The organism is Streptomyces sp. NPDC057950 (assembly GCF_042887295.1).
Lineage (GTDB): Bacteria > Actinomycetota > Actinomycetes > Streptomycetales > Streptomycetaceae > Streptomyces > Streptomyces kaempferi.
In genome coordinates, this window is the sequence record NZ_JBHVPP010000021.1 from 37,741 (window position 1) to 51,436 (window position 13,696).

Sequence of the window (13,696 nt, forward strand, 5' to 3'; positions counted from 1 at the left end):
CCGGCACGTCCCTGGTCCGCCGGTCCGTCCTGGCATACGGGACAGAGTGGCCCGGCGAGGTAAGGGGCCCGCTCGGGGAGGGGTGAGAGCCGGGTAAGAAGCCCACGCCCACCTGGCTCATCAGGTGGTGGGCGGCCGGGGGCTTGGCAGACTGGGGAGGTGCCCCAGACTGTGCTGCTCGCCGAGGACGACCGTGCCATCCGCCATGCCCTGGAGAGGGCGCTGACGCTGGAGGGCTACGCGGTGACGGCCGTCGCCGACGGCGTCGAGGCGCTGGCGCAGGCCCACCGCACTCCACCGGACATCCTGGTCCTCGACGTCATGATGCCCGGCATCGACGGACTCCAGGTGTGCCGTGTGCTGCGCGCGGAGGGGGACCGTACACCGATCCTGATGCTCACCGCCCTGGTCGAGACGGCCGACCGCATCGCGGGCCTGGACGCCGGTGCCGACGACTACGTGGTCAAGCCGTTCGACGTGGAGGAGGTGTTCGCCCGGCTGCGGGCGCTGCTGCGCCGTACGAGCCCGGTGAACGGTGCCCCCGCCGCCGGACCGGAGGCCGCGTCGGCCCCGGCACCGGTGCCGGTGTCCCGGGAGGTCCTGGGGCAGATCTCCGCGGCCGGGCTGCACATGGACGTCCAGGCCCGTCGCGCCTGGCGCGGGCAGCGCGAGCTGGAACTCACCCGCACCGAGTTCGAACTGCTCGAACTCCTCGTCCGCAACGCGGGCATCGTCCTCGACCACGCCACGATCTACGACCGCATCTGGGGCTACGACTTCGGACCCGGCTCCAAGAACCTCGCCGTCTACGTGGGATACCTGCGGCGCAAGCTCGACGGGCCGGGCGCGCCGGCGCTGATCCACACGGTGCGCGGCGTGGGGTACGTCCTGAGGGAGGACTGAGTGCCCCCGGGATGGCTCACGGGGCTGCGGCCCCGGCGGCTGTCCTCCCTGCGGGCGACTTTCACGCTGTCGTTCGCGGCCGTGGCCGCCGCGGTCACCGTCCTCGTCGGGTTCCTCAGCTACGACGCCGCGGCCCGGCTGGTGCGCGTGGACCAGCAGACCGTCTTCTCCGAGGTCGTGCAGGACCTGCGCGGCCAGGTGCGGGAGACGCCGCTCGACCCGGGCGACTTCTCGTCCTCCGACCCCGACCACGACGGGCCGCTCGACGACATCATCCGGCCCAGCCGTACGGATGTGCAGGTGCTCGGGCGCGGCGGGACGGTCGCCGACCGCGGGAGACCGGTCCTGCCCGTCGTCGCCGGCGACCGGCGGATCGCCGGGGCCCCGGCCGCGGGTACGTGGGTGGAGCACCGGGAGGTGGACGTCGGAGGGGACCTCTACCGGGTGGCCACGGTCGCGCTCGGCGGCGGGCGGGGCGCGGTGCAGGTCGCCCAGCAGTTCAGCGACACCGAGGATCTGCTGCGGGAGCTCCAGCAGCGGACCGTGCTGCTCGTCGGGGCGGTGGTGATCGCGGCGGGGCTGTTCGGATGGTGGCTGGCGCGGCGGATCACACGGCGGCTGGTGCGGCTGGCGGGGGCCGCCGAGGACGTGGCACGCACCGGGCGGCTCGGCATCCAGGTGCCGGTCGCCGGATACGACGAGGTGGCGCGGCTCGGCCGGTCCTTCGACCGGATGCTCGGGCGGCTGGCGCGGTCCGAGGAGGACCAGCGGCGGCTGGTCCAGGACGCGGGGCACGAACTCCGTACGCCGCTGACCTCGCTGCGTACGAACATCTCGATGCTCCGGCGCATCGACGAGCTGCCGCCCGACGCCCGGGAGGAGCTGGTCGCCGACCTCGCCCAGGAGTCCCGTGAGCTGACCGACCTCGTCAACGAACTGGTGGCGCTCGCGGCCGGGCGGTCCGACACCGAGCCCGTGCAGCGGATCGATCTCGCCGATCTCGCCGAGGACGTCGCGATGATCGCGCGGCGGCGCAGCGGGCGGGATGTCGTCGTACGGGTGAGCGGTGACACGGCGGTGGACGGGCGTCCGACGGCGTTGCAGCGGGCGGTGTCGAATCTGGTGGAGAACGCGGTGAAGTTCGACCGGGACGGGAAGGTGCCGATCGAGATCGCGGTTGCGGGGCCGGTGCGGGTCGCTACGGGTCCAGATTCCGCTGGTACCGGCCCCGGTGTCGGTGTGGGCACCGGTGGCGTACGTCAGGGCAACGTCCGTATCGAGGTGCTCGACCGGGGGCCGGGTCTCGCCGAGGGGGATCTCGTGCGGGTCTTCGACCGCTTCTACCGTGCGGCCGACGCGCGCAGTCTGCCCGGGTCGGGGCTCGGGCTTTCCATCGTGCGGGAGGTCGCCATGGCGCATGGTGGGGCGTCGTTCGCCTTTCGGCGGGAGGGGGGAGGGTCGGTGTTCGGGTTCACGGTGAGCGGCACGGGTGACCGTCCTCCGCTCGATCCCTGACCCCGGGATTCCTCGCCCCCGCCGCCCCTGCCCTACTCCAGGCTCTCGGCTTGGCTCGAGGGGCTCCGCCCCGGACCCCGCCGGGCGCGGAGCCCCCATGGGTATGGTCCTGGCGCGCCCGTCCCACCGTCGCGGACCGGCGCGCCCGAGCGTCAAGGCGGTGTCAACTTCCCCGTGAGCGGCGCCAGGGAAGCGTCAAGGTCGCTGCGCCGAGCGGGCGCCGGGGCGTTGGCTGAGAGGTGATGAACGATGTACGGCCGATGCGTGAGGTGCGGCCCGGACAGCTGAAGGTCTACCTCGGGGCCGCCCCGGGCGTCGGCAAGACCTACCGCATGCTCGACGAGGGGCACCGCCGGGCGGCGCGCGGCGCCGACGTGGTGGTGGGGTCCGTGCGGTGCCACGGACGCCCGCACACCGAGGCGATGCTCGACGGCCTGGAGCAGGTGCCACCGGTCCGTTGCCGCCACCAGGGTGAGGAGCGCGAGGAGTTGGACCTCGCCGCGGTCCTCGCGCGCCGCCCGCAGGTCGTGATCGTCGACGAGCTCGCCCATGCCAACGTCCCCGGCGGCGGCCGCAACGCGGAGCGCCGCCAGGACATCGACGAGCTGCTGGCCGCCGGGATCGACGTCATCACCGCGCTGGACATCCAGCACCTGGAATCACTCGGCGACGTCGTCGAGAGGATCACGCGGGTACCGCAGCGCGAGACCGTGCCCGACGAGGCCGTCCGCCGCGCCGACCGGATCGAACTGGTGGACATGGACCCGCGGGACCTGCGCCGCCGGATGGCGCACGGCACCATCTACCCGCCCGAACGGGTCGACGCGGCCCTCGCCGACCACTTCCGCCCCGCCAACCTGACCGCGCTGCGCCGGCTCGCCCTGCTGTGGATGGCCGACCGCGTCGACGAGGCACTGCGGTCGTACCGGCCGGAGCGGGCGGGCGACGGCGGGCGGGACTCCCGCGAGCGGGTCGTGGTCGCGCTCACCGGCGGCCGCGAGGGCGACACCCTCATCCGGCGCGCCGCCCGGATCGCGGGCCTCCCGCGCGCTCGCGCCGGACTCGACGCCCTCGACCCCGTAGGTCCGGCGGCGGCCCGGGGAACCGGCAGCGATCTGCTCGCGGTGCACGTGACGCGCAGCGACTCTCTCGCCGCGGGCGCCTCGCACGCCTCCCTCGCCCGGCAGCGGCGGCTCGTCGAGAACCTCGGCGGCAGCTACCACTCGGTCGTCGGCGACGACGTGGCCACCGCGCTGGTCGAGTTCGCGCGGGCCGAGAACGCCACCCAGCTCGTCCTCGGCACCAGCCGCCGCGGACGCGTCGAGCGCTTCGTCACCGGGCGCGGCACCGGAGAGACGGTGGTCGGGCTCTCCGCCGACATCGACGTCCACATGGTCACGCACGAGCGGGCGGGCCGGGGCACACTGCTGCCGTCGAGGCGCCGTACGCTGCCCACCGCGCGGCTGGTCGCCGGGCCGGTCGCCGGTCTCGTCCTGCCGGTGCTGCTCACCCTTCTCCTCGCCCAGGCACGCGGCACCGTCAACCTCACCAGTGAGGCGCTGCTGTTCCTGCTCACCGTGGTGGGCGTGGCCTGCATCGGCGGTGTCGCCTCGGCCGTGATCGCCTCGGTCACGGCGTCGCTGCTGCTCAACTACTGGTTCATCCCGCCGGTCGGCTCGTTCACGCTCGCCGATCCCAACGCCGTGCTCGCGGTGGGCGTCTTCACGGTCGTCGCCGCCACGGTCGCGGCCGTCGTCGACCGGTCGCTGCGGCTGTCCCGGCGTGCCGCCCGCGCCACCGCCGAGGCGGAGACCATGTCGTCGCTCGCGGGCACCATCGTGCGGGGCGGCGAGACGATCCCGGCGCTGCTGGAACGGACCCGGGAGACGTTCGGGACGGACTCCGCGGAACTGGTGGACCGGCCGCCCCCGCCGGGCACGGACAGCGGGACGGTCGTGGTCGTGCCCGCGGGGCCGGGCTCCCACCTGGTCCTGCGCGGACGCACACTCGCCTCCTCCGAGCGGCGGGTGCTGGCCGCCTTCGCCGCGCACGTCGGCTCCGCCGTCGAGCGGGCCCGGCTCGCGCAGGCCGCCGCCGAGGTGGAGCCGGTCCGGGCCGCCGACCGGATGCGTACGGCGCTGCTGCGGGCGGTCGGCCACGACCTGCGCACCCCGCTCGCCGCCGGCTGGGCCGCCGTCGCCTCGCTGCGCAGCCGTGACGTCGAGTTCTCCGCCGCGGACCGCGACGAACTCCTCGCCACCGCCGACGAGTCGATGGCCAAGCTGAACCGGCTGGTGGAGAACCTGCTCGACCTCAGCCGTCTGCAGGCCGGCGCGCTCAGTCTGAACCTGCGGGCCACCGCCCTGGAGGAGGTGCTCCCGGCGGCGCTCGCGGACGTTCCCGGGGTCGAGGTCCGCGACCTGGAGAAACTCCCGGCCGTCCTCGCCGACCCGCCGCTCCTGGAACGGGTGATCGCCAACCTGGCCGGCAACGCCGCCCGGCACACCCCCGCGGGGCGCCCGGTGCTGCTGACCGCCAGCGCCCACGCGGGCCGGGTCGAGGTACGGGTCGTGGACCGCGGTCCCGGTATCCCGCCGTCGGACCGCGACCGCCTCTTCGAGCCCTTCCAGCGGCTGGGCGACACCGACAACTCGACCGGTCTGGGTCTCGGCCTCGCCCTGTCCCGGGGACTGACCGAGGCGATGGACGGCACCCTCGTCCCGGAGGACACTCCGGGCGGCGGGCTCACGATGGTGCTGTCGCTGCCGTGCGCGCCGTGCGCGCCGTGCGCGCCGTGCGCGCCGTGCGCGCCGTGCGTGCCGGACGTGCCGGACGTGCCGGACGTGCCGGACGTGCCGGACGTGCCGGACGTGCCGGACGTGCCGGACGTGCCGGACGTGCCGGACGTGCCGAATGTGCCCGACGCGCCGAATCTGCCGAATGTGCCGGACGCGCCGGACCGTGTGCCGCCGGTGGTGGTGCCGTAGAAGGGGTGTCGGGCGCTGTCGGCGGCGGTGCCCCGGAAGGGCGGGGTGCGCGGTCAGCGGTGGTGCCGCAGCGCGGTGCCCCGCGGCTCGCCCCGGCGCACCGATCCCGGCGCGCGGGCGGCCGGCCGGTCGGCGTGGGCCGCCGACGTCAGCTGCCACGGCACACTCGTGACCATGACACCCGGGGTGAACAGCAGCCGGTTCTTCAGCCACAGCGCCGACTGGTTGTGGAGGAGGTTCTCCCACCAGCGGCCGACGACGTACTCGGGGATGAAGACGGCGACGATGTCGCGCGGGCTCTCCCTGCGCACCGAGCGGACGTACTCCACGACCGGCCGGGTCACCTCGCGGTAGGGGGAGTCGATGACCTTCAGCGGTACCTCGATGCCGTACTCCTCCCAGTGCCCGCGCAGCGCCGCCGCCTCGTCGCGGTCCACGGAGACCGTCAGTGCCTCCAGATGGTCGGGGCGCAGGGCCCGCGCGTAGGCGAGGGCGCGCAGCGTGGGCTTGTGCAGGGTGGACACCAGGACGATGGCCAGCACCCGGGAGGGGAAGGTGAGTTCGGTCTTCGGGTCGGTCACCGCCAGTTCCGCCGCGGTGGTGTCGTAGTGGCGGCGGACCCCGCGCATCATCACCCACAGCACGACGGCCGCGAGGACGGCGAGCCACGCGCCCTGGGTGAACTTGGTGGCGAGCACGATCACCAGGACCAGGCCGGTGACGACCGCGCCGATCGTGTTGATCACGCGGGCCGTGTGATGGTGACGGCGCCGCGCCGGGTCGTGTTCGGCGCGCAGTTCGCCGTTCCAGTGCCGGACCATGCCGAGCTGGGAGAGCGTGAACGAGGTGAACACGCCCAGGATGTAGAGGTGGATGAGGCTGGTGACGTTCGCCCTGAAGCCCCACAGCAGCAGGCAGGCGACGATCGCCAGCGCCAGGATGCCGTTGGAGAAGGCCAGCCGGTCGCCGCGGTTGTGCAACTGGTGCGGCAGGAAGCGGTGCTGGGCCAGGATCGAGGCGAGCAGCGGGAAGCCGTTGAAGGCGGTGTTGGCCGCCAGGATCAGGACGAGCGCGGTCACGGTCTGGATGAGGTAGAAGCCGAGGCTGTGCTCGCCGCCGAAGACCGCCGCCGCGATCTGGGCGATGACCGTGCGCTGGGTGTAGGCGGAGCAGGAGCCGGTCAGGCCCGTCAGGCGGCACGGGTCGCCCGTGATGCGCACCTTCGTGATCAGCGCGAGCGCGGTGACGCCCGCGAACATGACGACCGCGGTGATGCCCATCGCCGCGAGCGTGGCGGCCGCGTTCGCCGACTTGGGCTTGCGGAACGCCGGTACGCCGTTGGAGATGGCCTCCACTCCCGTCAGCGCCGTGCAGCCGGAGGAGAACGCGCGCAGGACCAGCATCAGCAGGGCGAGGCCCGTGAGGCCCTCGTCGGAGGGGACCGCGGTGATGCCGTAGGCCGCGCTCTCGGCGACCGGCGCGTCCCCGAGGGCGCAGCGGACCAGGCCCGTGATCACCATGATGAGTACGCCGCCGACGAAGAGGTAGGTGGGGGCGGCGAAGGCCCGTCCCGACTCGCGTACGCCCCGCAGGTTGGTCGCGGTCAGGACCGCGACGAAGCCGATGGCCAGCAGGACGCGGTGGGGGGCCAGTTGGGGAAGGGCCGAGATGATGTTGTCCACGCCGGAGGCGACCGAGACGGCCACCGTCATGACGTAGTCGACGAGCAGGGAGGCGGCCACCACGAGACCGGCCGAGGGGCCGAGGTTGGTCGACACCACCTCGTAGGAGCCGCCGCCGCTCGGGTAGGCGTGCACCACCTGGCGGTACGACAGCACCACGACCGTCATCAGGGCGATGACCGCGGCCGCGATCCACGGGGCGAAGTGCAGGTACGCCAGGCCGCCGAGCGTGAGGACGAGCAGGATCTCCTGGGTCGCGTACGCCACCGAGGACAACGGGTCCGAGGCGAAGACGGGCAGCGCGAGCCGTTTGGGCAGGAGCGTCTCGTGCAGCTCTTCGCTCCGCATGGCCCGGCCGATCACCAGCCGTTTGAGGATCCCCGTCACGTTGAACACGGCCGGAGACTAAGCCGGGTCGGCGTCCGGGAGGGGGAGGGCGAACGGCCCGGGGGCCTTTAAGGGACCGTTAGGGTCCCGCCGCACGGGTGCAGATGGAGCAAGGGGCGCCCTGGTCCGTCGAGCCCGGCCACTCCTCCCGCAGCATCCCGAACAGCACGGTGTCGTACCGTCTGCCCGCCACCCGTACGGCGCCGCGACGCCGGCCCTCCTCGCGGAAGCCCGCCCTGGTGAAGGCCCGGACGGCCCGCTCGTTGCCGCTCCAGGTGTCCAGCTCGACCCGGTGCAGCCCGAACGCCCGGAACAGGTGACCCACCAGCAGCAGCAGCGCCTCGGAACCGTGGCCCCGGCCCCAGTGGTCCCGGTCGCCGATGGTGACACCGACCGTGGCCTGCCCGGCGAACGGGTCCAGGTCCCGGTAGTCCACCATGCCGATCACCGAGCCGTCGGCCCGGTCCTCGACGGTGAGGACGGCCGACTCCCTCGGGTCGAGCCGCAGCATCGTCTCGAAGCCGCGCGCGAGGGCCTCGGCGGTGACCGGGCCGAAGCACGGGTCGCCGCCCGTGGCCCAGTGCACCACCTCGGGATCGTTGCGCCACCGCAGGTGGTGTTCCGCGTCCTCGGCGCGCAGGGCGCGCAGCCTCACCGATGTGCCTTCGAACATGCGGTGATCATAAAAGGCGGGGGATCGACGCGGGGATCAATATTGACGGGGCATTCGGGAGGGGTGGGTCCTACTCCAGGCCCGACATCCTGAAGACCGTCCGTGCCGTCTCGCGGTCGATCCGTTCCGAGACGCGCCGCAGGGCGGTCTCTCCGCAGGTCAGCGAGCCACGGCGGGCCGAGCGGCGGGCGTCCTCGTCGAGGCGGTGCCACAGCGGGGGGTTGGCGACCAGGACGCGGGGGTCGATCTCGGCGCGGGCGCCGAAGGCGTCCCGCAGGACGAGGCGCTGCCCGACCCCGTCCAGGCAGCGCACCGACACCAGGTGGTCGGTGCGTACCCGGTGCCCGCGCAGTGGCCCGCGTGTGCTCAGCCAGCCCTCGCCGGCGGCGACCCGGGAGGGGTACAGCACCAGGAACAGCAGCACCGCGAGCGCGGTCCACAGCGAGGCGCGTACGGGGGTGAGGCTGCCTGCGGCTCCGTCGATCAGGAGCAGGAGGGCGAGGAGAGCGCCCGCGCAGCGGAGCGAGCTGCGCAGGTCTTTTTCCCAGAGGCGGTCGTACGCCACCTCGACCGGTTCCCTGCGCGGTACCGGTGCGGGGGCGTCGCGGGTGTGGTCGCGGCGGTCCATGGCACCGACGGTAGAGAGCGCGAAAGCCGTGGTCACCCCGCCTTGACGGCGCTTTGACGGGCGGGGGCGTCAGGGTTTCGACAAGGCCGCGGGGACCGGCGGTCCCGTAGTGATCACCGTCCCGGTGCCGCCCCCGGAGGCTCGCGTATGGGTTGCGTCAAGGCCGTACGAGCGGCCGTAAGGGAGACGTCAACGGCGCTCAATTCCAGCCATCGAGGGGTTTTGCTCTAAGCGTCCGAGTCGTTTTCCGAACCTCATCCAGGAGCTCACGATGGCCGATCTGGCCTTCGTCGTCACCACGATCGCGGTGTTCGCGCTGGTGGCGCTCGTCGCCAAGGGGGTGACGAAGCTGTGACCGCCGAGAACATTGTCGGCCTGATCGTGGCCGTCGCCCTGCTGGGCTATCTCGTCCTCGCTCTCGTCTTCCCGGAGAGGTTCTGAGTCTCGACATGAGTCCCGTCCTCGCCGGCGTGCTCCAGCTGCTCGCTCTCATCGCGGCGCTGGCTCTCGCCTACATCCCGCTTGGCGACTACATGGCCAAGGTCTACTCCTCCGACAAGCACTGGCGCGTCGAGAAGTGGATCTACAAGGGCATCGGCGCCAATCCGAACACGGAGATGCGCTGGCCCGCCTACCTGCGCGGTGTCCTCGCCTTCTCCGCCGTCGGCGTGCTCTTCCTGTACGTCCTCCAGCGCGTCCAGGGCGTACTGCCCGGCTCGCTGGGCTTCAAGGCGATCGATCCGGACCAGGCGTTCAACACGGCCGCGTCGTTCGTGGCGAACACCAACTGGCAGTCGTACTACGGCGAACAGGCCATGGGCCACGTCGTGCAGACCGCCGGTCTCGCCGTCCAGAACTTCGTCTCCGCGGCCGTCGGTATCGCGGTCGCGGTCGCGCTCGTTCGAGGGTTCGCCCGCTCCCGTACCGGCGAGCTCGGCAACTTCTGGTCGGACCTGGTGCGCGGCACCGTACGCATCCTGATCCCGATCGCGGTGGTCGGCGCGATCATCCTGGTGGCGTGCGGGGCGATCCAGAACTTCGCCGGCATCCACGAGGTCGGCCAGTTCATGGGCGGCTCGCAGCAGTGGAACGGCGGGGCGGTCGCCTCGCAGGAGGCCATCAAGGAGCTGGGCACGAACGGCGGCGGTTACTTCAACGCCAACTCCGCGCACCCCTTCGAGAACCCCACCCCGTTCACCAACCTCTTCGAGATCTTCCTGATCCTGGTCATCCCGTTCGCGCTGACCCGCACCTTCGGCCGGATGGTCGGCTCGCTCAAGCAGGGTTACGCGATCCTCGCCACCATGGCCACCATCTGGATCGGGTTCACGGCTCTGATGATGTGGACCGAGTTCGCCCACCACGGCCCCGCGTTCGACATCGCAGGCGGCGCGATGGAAGGCAAGGAGAACCGGTTCGGTGTGGGAGGTTCCTCGATCTTCGCGGTGGCGACCACCCTGACCTCGACCGGCGCCGTGGACTCCTTCCACTCGTCGTTCACCGGTCTCGGCGGCGGCATCACGATGCTGGGCATGCAGCTCGGTGAGATCGCGCCCGGCGGTACCGGGTCCGGCCTCTACGGCATGCTGATCATGGCGGTCATCGCGGTGTTCATCGCCGGTCTGATGGTCGGCCGCACCCCGGAGTACCTGGGCAAGAAGATCGGCACCCGCGAGATGAAGTTCGCGGCCTGCTACATCCTCGTCACCCCGGCCCTGGTGCTCGTCTTCACCGCCGCGGCGATGGCGTTGCCCACCCCGGGCCACTCGATGACCAACAGCGGGGCGCACGGATTCTCCGAGATCCTCTACGCGTACACCTCTGGCGCCAACAACAACGGTTCGGCCTTCGCGGGTCTGAACGCGGACACGCAGTGGTTCAACAGCACGATCGGTCTCGCGATGCTGCTGGGCCGGTTCCTGCCGATGGTGTTCGTGCTGGCGCTGGCCGGTTCGCTCGCCGGACAGCGGCCCGTCCCGGAGACCGCGGGCACCCTGCGCACCCACAAGCCGCTCTTCGTGGGCCTGCTGGTGGGCGCCATCCTGATCATCACCGGTCTGACCTACTTCCCGGCCCTCGCCCTGGGCCCGCTGGCCGAGGGGCTGGCGTCATGACCACCGACGTAACGAACCAAGAGGACGAGATGTCCACAGCCACTCCGACCCGGGCGCCGCACAGCGATGTGCCGACCGGCCACAAGTCCGACGAAGGCCGTGTCGGCGCGGGTCTGTTCGACCCGCAGCAGCTGCTGAGGTCGCTGCCGGACGCCTTCCGCAAGCTCGACCCCAGGGTGATGATCAAGTCGCCCGTCATGTTCGTGGTGCTGGTCGGCTCGGTCCTGACGACGGTCTTCTCCTTCAAGGACCCGGGCGACTGGTTCGGCTGGGCGATCAGTGCCTGGCTGTGGCTGACCGTGATCTTCGCCAACCTGGCGGAGGCGGTGGCCGAGGGCCGCGGCAAGGCCCAGGCGGACACCCTCAGGAAGGCGAAGACGGACACCGTCGCGCGCCGTCTGACCGGTACCGCCGAGGAGCAGGTGCCCGGCACCGAACTGCGCGTCGGTGACCTGGTGGTCTGCGAGGCGGGCGACATCATCCCCGGCGACGGTGACGTCGTCGAGGGCGTCGCGTCCGTCGACGAGTCGGCCATCACGGGTGAGTCGGCCCCGGTCATCCGTGAGTCCGGCGGCGACCGCTCGGCCGTCACCGGCGGTACGAAGGTCCTCTCCGACCGGATCGTCGTCAAGATCACGACGAAGCCCGGCGAGACCTTCATCGACCGGATGATCGCGCTGGTCGAGGGTGCGGCCCGGCAGAAGACCCCCAACGAGATCGCGCTGAACATCCTTCTCGCGTCCCTCACGATCGTCTTCCTGCTCGCGGTGGCCACGCTGCCGCCGTTCGCCGACTACGCGGGCACGCACCTCACGATGGTCGTGCTGGTGGCCCTCCTGGTCTGTCTGATCCCGACCACGATCGGCGCCCTGCTCTCCGCGATCGGCATCGCGGGCATGGACCGGCTGGTGCAGCGCAACGTGCTGGCCATGTCCGGCCGCGCGGTCGAGGCGGCGGGCGACGTGTCGACCCTCCTCCTGGACAAGACCGGCACCATCACCCTCGGCAACCGCCAGGCCGCCGAGTTCGTACCGGTGACCGGCACCACCGAGGCCGAGGTCGCGGACGCCGCCCAGCTCTCCTCACTGGCGGACGAGACCCCCGAGGGCCGCTCCATCGTCGTCCTGGCGAAGGAGAAGTACGGTCTGCGCGAGCGCCACCAGGGCGAACTCACGGGCGCCGAGTGGATCGCCTTCACCGCCCAGACCCGGATGTCGGGTGTGGACGTCGACGGGCGCAGGATCCGCAAGGGCGCGGCCGGTTCGGTCGTGGCCTGGGTCACGGAGCGGGGCGGCGAGGTGTCCGCGGACGCCTCCGCCCTCTCCGACCGCATCTCCCAGGCGGGCGGTACCCCGCTGCTGGTGGCCGTCGAGGACACCGAGGGCGCACGCGTCCTCGGGGTGATCCACCTCAAGGACGTCGTCAAGGAGGGCATGCGCGAGCGGTTCGACGAGCTGCGCCGCATGGGCATCAGGACCGTCATGATCACGGGTGACAACCCGCTGACGGCCAAGGCGATCGCGGACGAGGCCGGCGTCGACGACTTCCTCGCGGAGGCCACTCCCGAGGACAAGATGGCGCTCATCAAGCGTGAGCAGGCCGGCGGCAAGCTGGTCGCGATGACCGGTGACGGCACCAACGACGCGCCGGCGCTGGCCCAGGCGGACGTCGGCGTGGCGATGAACACGGGTACGTCGGCCGCCAAGGAGGCCGGCAACATGGTCGACCTCGACTCGAACCCGACCAAGCTCATCGAGATCGTCGAGATCGGCAAGCAGTTGCTGATCACCCGGGGCGCGCTGACGACGTTCTCCATCGCCAACGACGTCGCGAAGTACTTCGCGATCATCCCGGCGCTGTTTGCGGTGGTCTACCCGGGCCTGGACAAGCTGAACATCATGCGTCTGTCCTCGCCCGACTCCGCGATCCTGTCGGCGGTCATCTTCAACGCGCTGATCATCATCGCGCTGGTGCCGCTGGCCCTGCGGGGTGTGCGGTACCGGCCCATGAGCGCCGACCGGATGCTGCGGCGCAACCTCGGGATCTACGGCATCGGCGGCCTGATCGCCCCCTTCGTCGGCATCAAGATCATTGACCTGCTCATCTCCCTCATCCCCGGAATCGGCTGATCGCCATGAACAACTCGGTTACGAACACGGCCCGGTTGCTCTGGGCCGGCCTGCGGGCCCTGCTGGTCCTCACCGTCGTCTGCGGGGTGATCTACCCGCTCGCCGTCACCGGCGTCGGCCAGGCCCTGTTCCACGACAAGGCCAACGGCTCGGAGATCAGCGCCGACGGGAAAGTCGTCGGCTCCTCGCTGATCGGCCAGTCCTACAACCTGCCGCTGAAGAAGGGCCAGGAGACCCCGGAGCCCGACCTGAAGTGGTTCCAGGGACGCCCCGCCAACGGTCTGGGGACGAACTCGGTCAACACGCAGTACAAGTTGATCCTGTCCGGCGCCACCAACCGGTCGGGCGACAACAAGGACCTGATCGACTGGGTGACCGCCGCCAAGAAGGCCGTCGTCAAGGACAACTCGGTGAACGGCTACACGGTCAAGCCCTCCGACGTGCCCGCCGACGCGGTGACGTCGTCCGGCTCCGGCCTGGACCCGGACATCTCCCCCCGGTACGCGGACATCCAGGTGCACCGGATCGCGGAGAAGAACGGACTGTCCGTCGCCCAGGTGCAGAAGCTGGTGGACGAGCACACCGACAGCCGCACCCTCGGCTTCATCGGCGAACCCCGCGTCAACGTGCTCGAACTCAACATCGGGCTCAAGGCACTGACCGGGAAATGACCGGGAG

At 71.5% G+C, this 13,696-nt stretch carries 10 protein-coding genes; 7 read left to right on the forward strand and 3 right to left on the reverse strand.

All coding sequences use genetic code 11. The features are described from left to right. Window positions 1-171: 171 nt before the first annotated feature. From ACFVTC_RS30595 to ACFVTC_RS30605, 3 genes are all read left to right on the forward strand, one after another. Complete coding sequence (locus ACFVTC_RS30595) at window positions 172-903, forward strand: response regulator transcription factor (RefSeq protein WP_390131849.1); 732 nt, start codon at window positions 172-174, stop codon at window positions 901-903. Next, window positions 904-2,418 carry a sensor histidine kinase gene (locus ACFVTC_RS30600; RefSeq protein WP_390131733.1) on the forward strand — a complete coding sequence of 505 codons (1,515 nt, stop codon included), beginning with the start codon at window positions 904-906 and terminating at the stop codon, window positions 2,416-2,418. A gap of 260 nt (window positions 2,419-2,678) precedes the next feature. Beyond that, window positions 2,679-5,405 (forward strand): ATP-binding protein, encoded by a 2,727-nt coding sequence (locus ACFVTC_RS30605; RefSeq protein ID WP_390131850.1) that lies wholly within the window; start codon window positions 2,679-2,681, stop codon window positions 5,403-5,405. Window positions 5,406-5,458: 53 nt separating this feature from the next. On the opposite strand, the gene ACFVTC_RS30610 is transcribed toward ACFVTC_RS30605, so the two are convergent. From ACFVTC_RS30610 to ACFVTC_RS30620, 3 genes are all read right to left on the reverse strand, one after another. Next, a complete protein-coding gene (locus tag ACFVTC_RS30610; RefSeq protein WP_390131851.1) occupies window positions 5,459-7,435 on the reverse strand; it encodes an APC family permease in 1,977 nt (658 codons plus the stop codon). A 118-nt stretch (window positions 7,436-7,553) separates the two neighbouring features. Beyond that, window positions 7,554-8,147, reverse strand: coding sequence for a GNAT family N-acetyltransferase (locus ACFVTC_RS30615; protein ID WP_390131734.1), 594 nt, complete (start codon window positions 8,145-8,147; stop codon window positions 7,554-7,556). A 70-nt stretch (window positions 8,148-8,217) separates the two neighbouring features. Beyond that, window positions 8,218-8,775, reverse strand: coding sequence for a hypothetical protein (locus tag ACFVTC_RS30620; RefSeq protein ID WP_390131735.1), 558 nt, complete (start codon window positions 8,773-8,775; stop codon window positions 8,218-8,220). A 351-nt stretch (window positions 8,776-9,126) separates the two neighbouring features. Here ACFVTC_RS30620 and kdpF point away from each other — a divergent pair, with 351 nt between their 5' ends. Genes kdpF through ACFVTC_RS30640 form a run of 4 tightly spaced genes read left to right on the forward strand, consistent with a single transcriptional unit; the run spans window position 9,127 to window position 13,689 of the window. Further along, the gene (gene kdpF, locus ACFVTC_RS30625; RefSeq protein WP_055544543.1) at window positions 9,127-9,216 is read left to right on the forward strand and encodes a K(+)-transporting ATPase subunit F; all 90 of its coding nucleotides are present in this window, start codon (window positions 9,127-9,129) and stop codon (window positions 9,214-9,216) included. Window positions 9,217-9,224: 8 nt separating this feature from the next. Beyond that, window positions 9,225-10,889, forward strand: coding sequence for a potassium-transporting ATPase subunit KdpA (kdpA, locus tag ACFVTC_RS30630; RefSeq protein ID WP_390131736.1), 1,665 nt, complete (start codon window positions 9,225-9,227; stop codon window positions 10,887-10,889). Further along, window positions 10,886-13,018 carry a potassium-transporting ATPase subunit KdpB gene (gene kdpB / locus ACFVTC_RS30635; protein WP_390131737.1) on the forward strand — a complete coding sequence of 711 codons (2,133 nt, stop codon included), beginning with the start codon at window positions 10,886-10,888 and terminating at the stop codon, window positions 13,016-13,018. The genes kdpA and kdpB overlap by 4 nt, the downstream gene beginning before the upstream one ends. Window positions 13,019-13,023: 5 nt before the next feature. After that, complete coding sequence (locus ACFVTC_RS30640) at window positions 13,024-13,689, forward strand: potassium-transporting ATPase subunit C (RefSeq protein WP_390131738.1); 666 nt, start codon at window positions 13,024-13,026, stop codon at window positions 13,687-13,689. Window positions 13,690-13,696: the final 7 nt, after the last annotated feature.